15 protein-coding genes and 1 pseudogene are annotated in these 13,649 nt (G+C 65.0%); 3 read left to right on the plus strand and 13 right to left on the minus strand.

The window, feature by feature from the left end:
• Window positions 1-97: 97 nt before the first annotated feature.
• Together ABZS66_RS36260 and ABZS66_RS36265 are read left to right on the plus strand one after the other, a co-directional pair.
• Complete coding sequence (locus ABZS66_RS36260; protein ID WP_354765781.1) at window positions 98-1,537, plus strand: hypothetical protein; 1,440 nt, start codon at window positions 98-100, stop codon at window positions 1,535-1,537.
• The gene (locus tag ABZS66_RS36265; protein ID WP_354765783.1) at window positions 1,534-4,419 is read left to right on the plus strand and encodes a hypothetical protein; all 2,886 of its coding nucleotides are present in this window, start codon (window positions 1,534-1,536) and stop codon (window positions 4,417-4,419) included. Before ABZS66_RS36260 ends, ABZS66_RS36265 begins: the two co-directional genes overlap by 4 nt.
• On the opposite strand, the gene ABZS66_RS36270 is transcribed toward ABZS66_RS36265, so the two are convergent.
• The 4 genes and pseudogenes from ABZS66_RS36270 to ABZS66_RS36285 all read right to left on the minus strand — a co-directional run bounded on the left by ABZS66_RS36270 (window position 4,368) and on the right by ABZS66_RS36285 (window position 6,768).
• Window positions 4,368-4,799 (minus strand): GNAT family N-acetyltransferase, encoded by a 432-nt coding sequence (locus tag ABZS66_RS36270; RefSeq protein ID WP_354765785.1) that lies wholly within the window; start codon window positions 4,797-4,799, stop codon window positions 4,368-4,370. The genes ABZS66_RS36265 and ABZS66_RS36270 overlap by 52 nt on opposite strands.
• Window positions 4,800-4,902: 103 nt before the next feature.
• Window positions 4,903-5,337, minus strand: coding sequence for a universal stress protein (locus ABZS66_RS36275; RefSeq protein WP_354765859.1), 435 nt, complete (start codon window positions 5,335-5,337; stop codon window positions 4,903-4,905).
• 21 nt (window positions 5,338-5,358) lie between these two features.
• A pseudogene (locus ABZS66_RS36280) lies at window positions 5,359-6,471 on the minus strand (MFS transporter); the annotation flags it as partial.
• A gap of 93 nt (window positions 6,472-6,564) precedes the next feature.
• The gene (locus tag ABZS66_RS36285; RefSeq protein ID WP_354765787.1) at window positions 6,565-6,768 is read right to left on the minus strand and encodes a winged helix-turn-helix domain-containing protein; all 204 of its coding nucleotides are present in this window, start codon (window positions 6,766-6,768) and stop codon (window positions 6,565-6,567) included.
• 187 nt (window positions 6,769-6,955) lie between these two features.
• Between ABZS66_RS36285 and ABZS66_RS36290 the strand changes: the two genes are divergently transcribed.
• A complete protein-coding gene (locus ABZS66_RS36290) occupies window positions 6,956-7,261 on the plus strand; it encodes a hypothetical protein (RefSeq protein ID WP_354765789.1) in 306 nt (101 codons plus the stop codon).
• A 251-nt stretch (window positions 7,262-7,512) separates the two neighbouring features.
• On the opposite strand, the gene ABZS66_RS36295 is transcribed toward ABZS66_RS36290, so the two are convergent.
• The 9 genes from ABZS66_RS36295 to ABZS66_RS36335 form a co-directional block, all read right to left on the minus strand.
• Window positions 7,513-8,277: a hypothetical protein gene (locus ABZS66_RS36295; protein ID WP_354765791.1), complete on the minus strand. Its 765-nt coding sequence runs from the start codon at window positions 8,275-8,277 to the stop codon at window positions 7,513-7,515.
• Between the two features lies 1 nt (window position 8,278).
• Entirely contained in the window at window positions 8,279-8,620 is a 342-nt protein-coding gene (locus tag ABZS66_RS36300; protein WP_354765793.1) for a hypothetical protein, read from the minus strand.
• Between the two features lies 1 nt (window position 8,621).
• Entirely contained in the window at window positions 8,622-8,894 is a 273-nt protein-coding gene (locus ABZS66_RS36305) for a hypothetical protein (protein WP_354765795.1), read from the minus strand.
• A gap of 9 nt (window positions 8,895-8,903) precedes the next feature.
• A complete protein-coding gene (locus ABZS66_RS36310; RefSeq protein WP_354765797.1) occupies window positions 8,904-11,003 on the minus strand; it encodes a hypothetical protein in 2,100 nt (699 codons plus the stop codon).
• Window positions 11,004-11,011: 8 nt separating this feature from the next.
• Window positions 11,012-11,422, minus strand: a complete 411-nt coding sequence (locus tag ABZS66_RS36315) for a hypothetical protein (RefSeq protein WP_354765799.1) — start codon at window positions 11,420-11,422, stop codon at window positions 11,012-11,014.
• 336 nt (window positions 11,423-11,758) lie between these two features.
• Complete coding sequence (locus ABZS66_RS36320) at window positions 11,759-12,037, minus strand: hypothetical protein (protein ID WP_354765801.1); 279 nt, start codon at window positions 12,035-12,037, stop codon at window positions 11,759-11,761.
• A gap of 431 nt (window positions 12,038-12,468) precedes the next feature.
• Complete coding sequence (locus ABZS66_RS36325) at window positions 12,469-12,726, minus strand: hypothetical protein (protein WP_354765803.1); 258 nt, start codon at window positions 12,724-12,726, stop codon at window positions 12,469-12,471.
• Between the two features lie 75 nt (window positions 12,727-12,801).
• A complete protein-coding gene (locus ABZS66_RS36330) occupies window positions 12,802-13,074 on the minus strand; it encodes a hypothetical protein (protein WP_354765805.1) in 273 nt (90 codons plus the stop codon).
• A complete protein-coding gene (locus tag ABZS66_RS36335; RefSeq protein WP_354765807.1) occupies window positions 13,071-13,538 on the minus strand; it encodes a hypothetical protein in 468 nt (155 codons plus the stop codon). The genes ABZS66_RS36330 and ABZS66_RS36335 overlap by 4 nt, the downstream gene beginning before the upstream one ends.
• Window positions 13,539-13,649 lie beyond the last annotated feature (111 nt).

Raw genomic sequence — 13,649 nt, forward strand, 5'->3', positions numbered from 1 at the left:
GAGAGGACGCCAGCCCGCCGCCGCGAAAAGCCAATAAACCGCCAAAAGCGGACACGCCGGGCTGACCCTCGGGCGGCGCCGCACCGCGTACCGCATCGTGCCCGTCCTCGCCGCCGCCACCTGCGTCGCCGCGCTCGCCGCCCAGGACTGGGCCGGCGCCGCCACCGCCCGGGCCGAGCGGGCCGCCGTCGAGCTCGGCGCCGACCGGGTGCTGCGGGTCGCCCCGGTCGCCCCGGCCCGGCTGCTCGCCGCCGTGCGCGCCGCCGACCCGTCGGGCAGGGAGGCGATGGCCGTCGTCGTCACCGGCGCGGCCGGCGCGGCCCCCGTCGTCGCCGTCGACAGCACCCGGTTCGCGGCGGTGACCGGGGCCCCCGCCGAGGCGCTGCAGGGGACGGCCCCGGCGCCGCTGGAGTTCACCGGCACCGCGCTCACCCTGACCGCGGGCGGCGACGGCACGCGGATCCGCGTCGCGCTGTCCGTCACCGGGACCGGTGAGCAGGTCGGCGCCGAGTTCGGCCCGCTCGACCCGCAGCCGTCGGCCCGCACCGTCGCCGTCCCGGCCTGCGACCGCGGCTGCCGGGTCGACGCGATCGACGCCGACCACGGCCCGGTCGAGCTGCGCGAGCTGACCGCCGGCGGCCGCGCCGTGGTCGACGCCGGCGCATTCGGCGACCCGGCCCGCTGGCGCACGACATTGGGCCAGGCCGTCAGCGGCATCCAGGTCGACCAGTCCGGCGGTGGCCTGCGCCTCGTCGACGCGGCCCCGATGAGCACCTCGCCGGTCGACAGCCGTCTCTACGCCGTCAATACGCCGGTCCCGCTGCCGGCCCTGGTCGCGGGCGACGCCCTGCCCGCCCACGAGGAGCCCGTGGTGACGATCTTCGGCGCCACGGTACCGCTGGCGCCCCACCCGGTCGCCACCGTCCCCCGCGGCGGCACCGGGGGCATCGTCGTCGACCTCGACTACGCCCAGCGCATCGCCGCCGCAGGCCGGCCCGGCGGCTCCGGCGACCGCCCCGAGGTCTGGCTCGGCCCGGCGGCCACCGACCGGACCGTCGACCGGCTGCGCGCCGCCGGCCTCACCGTCATCGGCGACGACACCGTCGACCGGGCCACCGTGCGGGCCGGGCGGCTCGCTCCCGCGCTGATCCTCCTCGGCGGCCTCGTCGGCGCCGCCGCCATCCTGCTGCTCGGCGGGGTCACCGCGGCCGTCGTCGCCGCCGTCGACCGCCGCCAGCGGGCCGCCGAGCGGGCCGCGCTGCGCCGCCAGGGCGTCGGGCGGGCCGCGCTGCGCACCGCCGGCCGCTGGTCGGCGCTCGCCCCGGTCCTCGTCGGCGTGCCGGTCGGGCTGCTCGCCGCCGTCGCGCTGCGCCTGCTCGCCCCGCCGCCCGTGCGACCGTTCACCGACCGCTGGCCGGTCACCGAGCCTGCCGTCCAGCCGCTGGCCCTCGGGGTCGTGGCGGTGTTCGCCCTGGCGGTGTTCGCCGCCGTCGCGCTGGCCGGTGCCGCGCCGAAGAACGGGGAGGAGCGCCCGTGATCGCGCTGGTGCTGGCCATGCTGCGGTCCCGCTGGGCCCGCGCGCTCACCGTCGCCCTGCTCACCGCGCTGGCGACCGCCGCCGCCGTCGCCGCGCCCGTCTACGTCGACCGGGCCGACCGGCGCATCGTCGCCGCCGAGGTGGCCGGCGCCGCCGCCGGCGACCTCAACGTCGTCGTCACCGGCCAGGTCGAGTCGACCGGCGACGGCAGCATGCCGCGCACGTTCGAGAGCCTCGCGTCCGGCTGGCTCGACGCGCCCGGCTACGAGTCGGTGTTCTCCGCCCAGTTCGTCGCGCAGCCCACCGAGCTGCCGGTGGCCACCGCCGAGCAGCTCTCCCGGATCTCGTACCGCGAACGCCTCTGCGAGCACGTCGTGATCGTCGCCGGCCGCTGCCTCATGGGCGCCGGCGAGGCGGTCGTCGGCGAGCACTCCGCCGAGCGGCTCGGGGTGAAGCCCGGCCAGGCGATCTCGATGAGCGGCTCCCGCTACGACGACCTCATCAACAAGTACGTCCCGGCCGGCGGCCCGACCGCCCTGACCGTCGTCGGGATCGTCCGGGCCCGCGACAGCGCCGAGCCCTACTGGGGCCGCAGCGGCGCGCTCGCCGACCTCACCGGCCCGGCGCTCTCGGTCGACCGGCGCACCCTCGCCACCTTCGCCAGGCCCGCGGAGCTGCAGGCGTACAACGCCTATCCGCGGCCCGGCGCGATCAGCGTCGCGTCGCTGGACGCGCTGCGCGACTGGGTCGTGAGCGCGAAGCGGCGCAGCACCGAGGGTGCGCGGCTGTCGACCGACCTCGACGGCGTCATCGAGCGCATCGACGAGCGGCGGGCCGCGGTGCGGGCCACCGTCCCGTACGCCGTCGCTCCGGTCCTCGTGCTCGCCTGGGCGGTCATCGTCCTCGCCGTGTCGGCCGCCGCCCGGGCCCGCCGCTTCGAGCACGGCATCATCGCCCTGCGCGGCGTCGCCCGGCACTGGCGGTGGTGGCTGGCGGCCGGCGAGATGATCGTCGCCGTGCCCGTGGGCGCGGTCGCCGGGTTCTCCGTCGCCGGCGGCTGGAGCACGCCGGGCGCGCTGCGGTACGCCGGCATCGCGGTCCTCGGCGCGGTGCTCCTGGCGCTCGTGGTCGCCGTGCGCACCGTGGCGGCGCCGGTGAGCGCGCTCCTGCGCGAGGTCGAGCGGCGGGTCCCGCGCTGGCGCGGGGCCGTCGTCCTCGTCCTCGTCGCCGCCGCCGTGGCCACCGTCCAGCTGCGCGGCGCCGACGGGTTCGGCGGCGGGGTCGCACTCGTGGCGCCGGCCCTCGTCATGCTCGCCGTCGCGCTGGCCGCCGCGGCCGTGGTGCCGCCGCTCGCCGCCGCCGCGGCCCGCCGGTCGCTGCGCCGGGGCCGGCTCGCCGCCGCCCTGGCCGGGCTGCGCCTGGCCCGCCGGCCGGTCGGCGCGCGGGTCCTCGTCGTGCTCGTCGTCGCGCTCGCGTCGCTCGGGTTCGCCGCGGCCGCCGGCACCGCCGTCACCCAGCGGCAGGCGGTCGACGCCGACGTGAGCACCGGCGCGCCGGTCGTGCTCCAGGTCGGCGCGAGCAGCCGCACGCACCTGCTGAGCGCGGTCCGGGCCGCCGACCCCGACGGCCGGTACGCGATGGCGGTCGTGCCCATCCCGGCCTCGGCCGCCGCCCCCGCCGTGCTGGCCGTCGACGCGACGCGGCTCGACCGGGTCGCGATCCTGTCCCACACGTCCGCGTCGGTCCCGCGCACCGAGCTGGCCGGCCTCCTCCACCCGCCGGTCGACGGGGAGCCCGTGGTGCTCACCACGGACCACATCGCGCTCGACGTCACGGTCACGTCGCTGGACCGGACGGACATCGCGTTCGCGGTCACCGTCGCGCCCCGGGACGGGCGGGCCACCACGGCCGTGGAGCTCGGCGCGCTGCGGCCGGGGCGGGCGACCTACGCCGCCGACCTGCCGTGCGCGGCCGGGTGCCGGCTCGTCGACCTCACGGTACGACTGCCTCCCTATCTGGGGCCGACGGTCGTGCTGGCCGTGCACAACCCGCCGTCGCCCCGCTGGCGGGTCGCGCCCGGCGCGTCGGCGGCGCCGGCCGACGGCGGCGGGGTCACGTTCACGCTCCCCGCGTCATCGCGCGCCGACGCCGGCATCCTGCGCACCGTCGACGCGCCCGAGGCGCTGCCGGTGCTGGCCACGGGCCCGCTGCCGCCGGAGGGCACGGTCGGCTCGTTCGGCGGCAAGTCGGTCCAGGCCCGCATCGTCGCCACCGCCGACCGGCTGCCGCGGCTCGGCACCACCGGCGCCCTGGTCGACCTCGACTACGCCGACCGGCTCGCCACCGACAGCGCCGCCGAGGACGCCGAGGTGTGGCTCACCGCCGACGCCCCGCCGTCGATCGTCGACGCGCTGGTGTCCCGCGGCCTCACCGTCGAGAGCCGGCACACGGTCGGCGACGCCCGCACCGCGCTCGCCGGCGAGGGCAGTGCCCAGGGCCTGCGGTTCTACCTGGTGGCGGGCGCGATCGCGGTCGCCCTCGCCGCGGCCGCCCTGATCGTCGGCACCATCGGCGGGAGCGCGGCCGACCTGCGGGCGCTGCGCGCGCAGGGGCTGCCGGCCCGCACCGCCCGGCTGGTCGAGCCGCTGGCCGCGCTGCGGCTGGTCCTCGCGGCCGGCGTCGCCGGGGCCGTGGCGGCCGTCGCCGCCTGGCTGGCCGCCGCCGGTTCGCTGCCCGGGCTGCGGTGGGCGGGCGTGCCACCGCTGGCCGAGCCGGCCGTGGCGTTCGGCTCGGCCCTGGTGCTGCTGGCCGTCGTGGCGGTGCTGTCGAGTCAGGCCCGTCTCAGGGTGACGTACGGGACGTCCTCGCCGTCCGGCAGGTAGCGGTCGACCTCGTCGACGTACCCGTGCGCCGCGGCGAACCGCAGACCGTCCACATTGGACGCCCACACGACCGTCTCGATCCGCTCGGCGGCGAGCGACCGCGCCTCGGCGAGGGCCATGGCGTGCAGCTGCCGGCCGATGCCCTGCCGGCGGTACTCCGGAAGCACCCGCACGATGACCGTGGCGGTCGTCCCCGGCCGGACCGTCGTGCAGCCCACGAGCGTGTCACCCCGGTACGCCACGTGGAGGCGGTTGCGGCCGATCCGCTCGCGGACCTCGTCGGCGCTCAGCGCGTCGGCCGGGATGATCACGTTGTGGACGTGCCGCCAGTCGTCGGCGGCCGGCCCGTCCGACACGGCCAGGATCCGCAGCTCGCTCATTCGTCCTCCGCTTCGCTCCGGCCGCCTGAGCTCCACCCTGAGCCCATGATGAGCGGCCTCCTCCGCTGCGCTCCGGAACCGCTCATGCGGGCAGCCAACCGGACTAGGGCTGGGCGGTCAACGGAGTTCCCTGGACCACCAGCACGTCCGTGGTGGCCTCGGCCAGGACCCGCTGGGTGCTGCTGTCGTCGAGCCACCGGGCGATCGGGCCGCTGGTGGACCGGCCGACCACGAGGACCTGCGCGCCGAGCCGCTCGGCCTCCCGGACCAGCAGGCGGCCCGTGGCGGCGTGGTCGGCGACGCTGCGCAGCACGTGACCCGACACCGCCGGCACGGCACCCGTCGCCGTGATCTCCGCGACGTGCCCGGCCACCACCCGGTTGGCCTCCTGGAGGGACTCCCGCTCCACGGCGTCGTCGCCGATGACGTCGACCTCGTACACGTGCAGCACCTCGATCGGCGCGTGCCGCCGGGCGGCGAGCTCGACGGCCTTCGCGGTGACCGCCGCGGCGGCGTCGGAGGCGTCGACCGCGACCAGGACCGGCCGCCGCCCGGCCGCGGCGGGCTCGGGCTCGGGCTCGGTGGTGATGAACCGGCGCCCCGCGGCGAGGACCACGATGGCCAGCAGCAGCGCGACGGCGCCGACGAAGAACGGCACGTGCATGTCGAAGTGGTCGGCGAGCTTGCCGGCGACGAACGGCGCGAGGCCGCCGCCGATGAACCGCACGAACCCGTACGACGCGGAGGCGACCGGCCGCTCGACCTTCGCGACCGTCATGACGGCCTGCGTGGTGAGCGTGTTGTTGATGCCGATGAACGCGCCGGAGACGATGGTCGCGACGATGACGGCGGTGGCGCTGCCGGTCCAGGCGCCGATGACGGCGAGCACGACGGCCAGGCCGGCCATGTTGACGTAGAGCGTCCGCACGGTGCCGAAGCGCTTCTCCAGCCGCGGCGCGACGGCGATGCTGAACAGCGCGACGAGCAGGCCCCAGCCGGCGAAGACCAGGCCGAGCCGGTGCTCGTCGAGGTGCATCGGGTAGGGCGCGTAGCCGAGCAGCGTGAAGAAGCCCCAGTTGTAGCAGACCGCGGCCAGGCTCATGATCAGCAGCCCGCGGTCCTTCAGCGCGACGATCGGCGCCTTCAGCGAGGTCTTGTGGTCGGGCTTCGGGGTCGCCGGGACGAGCACGAGCGTGAGCACGAGCGCGACGGCCATCAGCACGCTCACGCCGAAGAACGGTCCCCGCCAGCTGATCGCGCCGAGGTACCCGCCGAGCAGCGGACCGACCGCGATGCCGACCCCGAGCGCGGTCTCGTACAGGATGATGGCGCCCGCGATGCCGCCGCTGGCGCTGGCCACGATGATGGCGAGGCTGGTGGCGATGAACAGGGCGTTGCCGAGCCCCCAGCCGGCCCGGAAGCCCACGATGCCGCCGATGGATCCGGAGGTACCGGCGAGGCCGGCGAACACGACGATGAGGATCAGGCCGGCGACGAGCGTCCGCTTGGCGCCCAGCCGGCTGGACACCCAGTTCGTCACGAGCATGGCGACGGCGGTCACCAGCAGGTAGCTGGTGAACAGCAGCGACACCTGCGACGGCGAGGCGTCGAGCTGCTTGGACAGCGCCGGCAGGATCGGGTCGACGAGCCCGATGCCCATGAACGAGATGACGCACGCGAACGCTACCGTTCGGCCAAAGCATCACTTCCGGAACTCCCGAAGTGATGAACCCCAGGAAGCTGAAACCCTTACAGGGCAACGGTTTCAGGCCGTTGGTGGGTTGTCTGCCACGTAGGTGCCACGTCCCTGGTGGCCACGCACCCAACCTTCAGCCTTGAGCACCAACATGGCCGAATCGATGACTTGTCCGCTCACGCTGTACTGCTCAATCAGTAGGCGCCGAACTGGCAGTTTGCTGCCTGGTGTGTAGCGACCATCCCGGATGGCCTGACGGATGTCTTCCGCCACGCGCTGATAGTCAGGGACGAAACCACTCACAAGATCAGTGTTTCCCCACGTTTCTGGATCTTCCCAGGGAACCTGTACTTTCCATGGTTTCCATGGAAAGCTCGCCTTGGGTGTGGTGGTTCGTAGTCCAACGGGCCGGACATGAGGGCCACCACCCCCATCCAAAATCTTCGTTGTGGGAGGAACCATGGGCGAGGTGCGACACACCTACTCACGACCCACCTGGGTCTGCACGGTTGATGGTGAGCCATGGCCCTGTGAGGCACGTAAGGCGAAGTTCCGTACCGATTACGTCGGGGAACGCACCAGACTGCGCATGATGCTAGGAGCACATTTCTCTGACGCAATGGGCGATTTCGCGGATGCTGGCAAAACCAGTGACGATATCGAAGCATTGCGCAAACGGTTCTTCGATTGGGTGCCCACCGTGCCCCTGGTCGCGATGCACGTGCCCCCGGGCGAGCTGCAGCGCTACGTCAGCGGTTCCAGCTAGTCTCTACCGGTGCTATCGGCGTAGCATTGGCTTGGAGCACGCCATTGGGATATCCCTCCTTAGGCGACGAAAGACCCCCGGGAAAAGCCTCACGTCGGCTACTCCCCCCGGGGGTCTTTTGCTGTGTACGCTCAAGAGGACAGATCAAACTGAGTTGCCGCTCGGGTCGTTGCTGTCGAAGATTTCTCTTCGGTGTTTGATTCCTGTTACAGAGAAAAGCCCTAGGTCTCCGCCTGACCTAGGGCTTTTCTTTATGCTGCGACTCCCAATGCCGCAATTGCTTGCAGTCGGACCACACCGCCACCACTTACCCGGCGTGCCTCAAGTTCGGTCCGAAACCCCATACCCGCAAACGGTGCTTCGGCGAGTTGGGTTCCAGCGTGTTGGTAGGACTGTGCGTCAATGGCGTTTGTCCCAGAACCGTAGGAAATGGCTGGTGTAGTTGGATAACTGTTGTAACCGTCACGCAATCGCACTTCGGCTGTCGTACCGACATCCGTCTGGATTACGTAATGCACCATGATTGACGGATGGTAGGTTTGACCAAAGGCCGTCCACAGCGGGGCGAAACTGCCCGAGGTGGTCGTTGTTGTGGGAGTTGTGAGTAATGCTGATGCGGTGATGTTGTATGCCGCATATGGCGCTCCCAACCCCCACGGCTGGGCAATGTTGAAAATAATCGAGCCGTCAACGTCAGTAATGTTCAAAATGCCATCGTCGAGGAAACCACCAGGCTCGCCCGCACCAACTTCAATCATTGGTGCATCGGTATTCGCTTGGGGGTTGTATGCCGCAATTCCCCAAAGGTCGTCAGAACGCAACCGACCGATTCGGGCAACTACCGCATCATCAGTCGGGCGGCGAACTTCCATAGTTGCGCCAGACCGTACGGTAAACAAACCTTTGTCGACAGCGGTATCACTGGCGCGGTGACCGGACTCAAGGATATGCAGGCGACGGAGAATGTCAGCGATGATCTGAGCGCCGCTGGGATCTCCCGTGTGATATCGCGTCATTTTAGGCCGTCTTGTAACGCGCAGAAGGATCGTATTCGTATCCGACCGCTTCCATTTCCGCCGCCTTTGCACGTTGCCGTGCAGAACGCACCTTGAATCGATCACGTGTGGAGGGCACAGGGTCGACCGTAGCCGGTTGCACAGGTGCGAATTCCACCACTGCCCGCGAGGTGTTGTTCACAACCGCAACTTGCGCATCAAGAGGGAACCTTACTTCGGTACCATCACTCATCAAGCAAGTAACGATTCCGCGACCATTCTCTTTGATTGCTTGAATGACCAGCCGGCCGTCGATTTCATCGCCGCGCTGAATGTACTTTCCAGGAACAGTGTAAACACTCATCTTAGTACCCCTTCAGTGTGTTGTGCCGGTGTGTTTCATACGACTTCGGCCAACGGCGGGCTGCCTCTTCGGCCGCTTCTAGATAGGTCTTGGTTTCGTCCTGAAAGAGGACGAGTTGCACAAGCCGCGGGAACGGTAGCTCTTCCCGCAAAGTCTCAGTGAGCTTGTATAGCTCGGCTGCAATCTCGTCAAAGCTACGGGTTGTTCGCTGCGCCTGTGGACGCTCGGGAGGAAGCTCGGGCAGCGAAACGAGTGGAATCTCAGGGCCGAACATAAATTCCTCCTACATAAGTGTAGAAACTTCCCAACCCAATGCGGCGGCTTGCCGGATCGGGCTGATTTCCTGAGTGCTAATGTTCTGAGTGATGTAGAAGTTCTTAGTAATACTGCTTTGCTCGTCTATACCGTCTGCCAAATCTGATCCGAAGGTACCTGCGAAGTTTCCAGCCATCATGTTTGAGTTGAAATCCAGCAGTTTCATGCGATAGGCCATGCCGTCCGAAAGCATTTTCACGATTTGACCACCTGCGTAGTGGTTATTGAGAACCCGCAGTGGACCCTTTTTGACCGGAGATCCTGGCAGGAAGTCAGCAATGGTTTGGCCGATTTCCTCAGCAATGTTGCGCAGCGCTTGCAAGCGGGAGGTAAGGCCGTTGATGAGAGACGAAATGATGGCTTGACCACCTTCATAAGCGCGGGTTGCAGCATTCGCAATGGCTTGTCCGATGGTGATCGGCAGTGACGCCAAAGCCAACCCTGTCTTTATTGGCAGCGTTGCAATCTCAACAATGAAGTTGGCGACAGCTTGCCGAGCTTTTGCGAGCATGTCATTTCCGAGGGACACCAGGCGCTCACCAATAAGGCGCAGAAGCGCATCCATGATGACTTTGGCTTGTTCGGTCAGCCATGGCTTGATGTTGTTAGCCCAAATCTCTTTGATCTTTGCGAAGATCTCATCCCACAAGGCAGCGAGTTTTGTCTTGAAAGTTGCCCATGCTGCACTGAGTTTTGTGGCGGCATCCTTGGTTGCTTGTTCGTTTGTGCCATCGGTTAATGCTGTCGCGTACGCCGAAAGTGCGGTAAGTACGCCACCGAGTGAGGAAGTCACACCGGACCAGGCCGTAGCCATGTTCCCAATTGAGCCGACACCAGAGGTGATCGAATTCCACAGGGCGGAGAGCAACACGAGCACTTGTGAGAACACCACAATGCCGCGCGAGAGTACCCAAAAGAATTTCTCAATCCAGGTCGTGGCGATGCCAAAGGCATTACCGATGATGTTTCCCTTACCTGCCAGATACGCGGATGCCTCACCCACTGCCTCAAATATCCGGGGGAGATTGGCAGTGAGTTGATTGATAAACTCACCGATTCCGCCGCTCTTAAGCGCTTTGTCAATCTGGGTAATGAATCGGTACAGCCCTTCACCAATGGAAACCGTCAGGGTGGTGAAGTATTTCCCGACGCTATTGAAGACTGATCGCAGCGGGTTGATCAGCTTTTCTTTGAAGATGGCCTTAGCGACATCGAGACTGTCCAGAATTGGTTGGACCAACACCAATGATGCGTCGCCTACCGCGCGCTTCATTTGGTTGAAGGCATCCTTGACCGTGTCAATCAGGGATGGAACCTTGCGGTACTTGTTCAGTAGCTCATCGACAGCCGCAGCGTTGTAACCAAGTTCTTTCGAGTGCTTCTTGAGCCAATCGATGCTTTCGTTGTATCGCTTGGTCGCTTCCGCCACCGACATACCAGCGGCGATATTCGCGTCATACACATCTTTGTACGCTTGGACCTGGTCGAGAATGGCGTTGATGTGGTTACGCCCAGCCTCGGTATTCAGGTCAAGCGTGCGCTTTCCCTCTTTGAGCGCTTCTGAGAGTTTTGCAGCCGACTCCGCTAGCTTGAGCTGGGCGCGGTCCAACTTCATTGCTTCGTTGAATGCGTCCTCAAAGGATTTGCTCATGCTCAGCGCCATGAACACACCGATTGCGCCGAAACCGGCTATCAGTGAAGCGAGAGCAGCCGACCCAAGAATCGCTGCAACAAATCCCGCTACTGCCTCAAGGCCGATGACACCGAACAGTGCCACCAGTGGCTTTGACAGGAAGCTTGCGAATCCTCGGTAGATTTCCTGCGCAAGCCCTGCATTTGATTTCAACCAGCCGGTCAGAAATGCCTTACCGACTTCCGTCGAGACTTTCGCAATGCGACTCTTGTCGACATCAAAAAGCGTGCTGAAAAAGCCACCCTTGCGCCGCCGCGCTTCTTTCTCCGACTCGTCCGCCGCAATGGTTGCGGCAACACGAGCATTGCGTCGAATTTGGGCACGGTCGACATCACCGATAAGGGATACGACACCCCTTGCAATATTGATTGCCACGTGAACCTCTAACCGCCACTGATAAAACCATCGCCACCACTGACAAAACCATCCGCAACACCTGCGTTGATGCTCACAAAGACTGCGTCGAGTGCTTTGCGCATCGGGGCATACTCTCGGTTGCCAGGATGGTTAACCTTTTTGGCATAAGTACCGTTGAACTTGAGTGCCTTTTTCGGTTTGGCCTTGATGGTGTGCCGTTGGGTTCCGTATTCGAAGTGTCGCCAGTGGTCCGTTCCGATAAAGGTGTCGGGACCTTCGGCACGAACGGATTTCAGGAGGTCACCGGTAATGGTGTGTGCGGCGAGGTTTGCACGGGCCTGGTTGGCAATCTGTTCTGCAAGTTCTTCTAGTTTCTTGTCAAGCTCACGCTGTAGTTTGGTGTCCCAGCCCGGTTCCATTTGGAAGCTGCGCAACACGACGGTTCACCTCGCTTACAAAGATGTCCGCAAGTAGCTCTGCAAGCTCGGCAGTGTCGCTTTCTGAAAGCTCAGGTACCGGTTTTACTAAAGGTCGGCCGGCCGCTAGGGCTGCGTCGCTTTCTGCAACTCCCGAACCAACCATTTCACAGAAGCTCTCAAACGCTCGCTGAGGCAGTTTTTCGGGGAAGTTGTAGACCGTTCCGGACTCATCCCCGAACAGCTCGACACGCGGCAGTGGAGGGATCAGTTGTAGGACCAGGTGCACACGCCGAACGACTTCCCGAGGTACTACAGGCAGTTTGACGCGCTGGACACGTGCGATATCCCGGGAAGTCAGCGGCATGTTCTCTCATCCCAAACTTGCAAGTACAACTCGGCTAGATCATCGTGCGCGATGGTTACTTTTTGGAGGTATTCCAGCGCTTCGTTTGCCACGATTGCATCAGTCTTGTTTTCGGCAAGTTCGATGAGGCGGAGCATGAGATCGGGCAATGCTGCTTGCAGGATGCGTTGCTCTAGCTGTTCGGGAGTGTCATTTGGGTACGAATGACGCCAGATCATGGCCCTGCCGATAACCTCATCGACGTTTTCTGGTCCCATCTGGCACAGCACGCACATGATCCCGCCTAGTCTTGGAAGCGAGAGAACCTTGGGTAGAGCTAAGCCGTTGCATTGCCTTTGCACATGGGCATGAGGGAATGCCGACTTTCGGTTGGTAGTACAGGATGCCGCCGCAGACGACGCAGACGCACAGCGACGTGGTGTGGTGCTGGCACAAGCGAATCCGGTAATCCTCCACTGTGGAGCGTCCACAGTCGACAGTGTGGTTGTCCAGCGCGTACAAGTGCAACAAGTTCATGGCAACTCCCACCGATACGGCTTTGGAGCATCAGCCGGAAACAAGTGGTATCCCGCACATTCGTTGCAGTAGAACCGTTTCAGGGCTCCGTTGGAATGCAACAGGACATCATCGGCAATCTCGCGGTAGGGAAATGTCAGTTCTGGTCGGCAGTATTGCCGACTGGTCATGACGAATCGCTTACTCATGGCTCTACCTCGTACGTCATGACGAAAGCATCATCGACCGGACCATAGTTCGATGCGACGTACTCATCGAAATGACGCTTGACGGATTCGGCCGCTTCCACGTTCTTACCCTCGTGTGCAAAGAAGCTCGGCAGGAAGCGACCTAGGCCGTCTTCCTCAGCTTTGAGGAAGGCATACGCAAGGATCTCGTTCTTCCGATGAATGTCGATCTCTTCCTGTAGCTCAGCGATGAGCTTGTGAAAGTCAACAGTCATGACTCACCCTCCACCTCGATCACGATGACGGTGTGGTTTTCGTCTGCGCGGATTGTGGTTTCACCGTTCATCGCATTATTCAAAAGCTATGGCTTCAAAAGTGAATTCTGGAAGATCGTATAAAGAGATCAATTGACCGATGGAAGACTGAAATACAGCCGGAACCACTCGCGTGTGTTCGGGTGAGCCCTCATTCCAAGGTGCGTCTTCACTCGGCCTTGACCAACGCTGTTGCAGCAACCAGCCTTGAAGCAAGAAATGCTTGGTTTCAACACCAACCTTTCCGCGAATCCGACCCTTGCGCGCTGTCGGCTCAAAGCCGATGGTTACCCACTTGTATTCAGTCACGCCGCTTCTCCGTTCAATGCCTCAAGTTCAAGCGAATATGCCGCTACTTGTTGTTCTCGCTCGATTTCCCATGGCTCACGCTCAACACGTTCCGCTAGCGCCATAAGGACACGCTCGTAAACGATGGTTCCGCCGGATGCCTGAAGCTCTTGAGCCTTGTACAGTCCGTACAACTTCGCCTGGTGGTCCATCGCCTTGAGGACGGTTTGCGCCGCTGCACTGTTTCCGCCGGTAGCGCGTTCCCAATTTTCGTTAATAAGTTCTTGACACTTTTCAAATTGGATCTGTCGGTGTGTCTCTAGAGCCTGTTGTTTCGCAGGGATGATTTCCTTGTTGAGAATCTGTGAGATACGGGGCTGGGTCAGTCCAACAACCTGTGCAATCTCGCTCTGCGACTTGCCCTCAAGGGTCAGCCGCCAAATCTTTTCGTAAAGGTCGAGCTTCACTAGTTCTGTGGTTTTCACGATTCGGCCCACCGACGAACGATTTCCGCATCCTCTGGGTCTGGATTCCGACCAGCACGCATAGCATCACGAACACGCCGCAGTGCTTTTGCGTAATCCGAGTCAGGGTCC

The sequence above is a fragment of the Dactylosporangium sp. NPDC005572 genome (genome assembly GCF_040605515.1).
In the GTDB taxonomy this organism is placed as follows: domain Bacteria; phylum Actinomycetota; class Actinomycetes; order Mycobacteriales; family Micromonosporaceae; genus Dactylosporangium.

Coding starts and splice junctions, on each gene's coding strand:
- ABZS66_RS36270 (WP_354765785.1), bottom strand. CDS start 4,799: ATGAGCGAGCTGCGGATCCTGGCCGTGTCGGACGGGCCGGCCGCCGAC.
- ABZS66_RS36325 (WP_354765803.1), bottom strand. CDS start 12,726: ATGACTGTTGACTTTCACAAGCTCATCGCTGAGCTACAGGAAGAGATC.
- ABZS66_RS36290 (WP_354765789.1), top strand. CDS start 6,956: ATGGGCGAGGTGCGACACACCTACTCACGACCCACCTGGGTCTGCACG.
- ABZS66_RS36295 (WP_354765791.1), bottom strand. CDS start 8,277: ATGACGCGATATCACACGGGAGATCCCAGCGGCGCTCAGATCATCGCT.
- ABZS66_RS36305 (WP_354765795.1), bottom strand. CDS start 8,894: ATGTTCGGCCCTGAGATTCCACTCGTTTCGCTGCCCGAGCTTCCTCCC.
- ABZS66_RS36300 (WP_354765793.1), bottom strand. CDS start 8,620: ATGAGTGTTTACACTGTTCCTGGAAAGTACATTCAGCGCGGCGATGAA.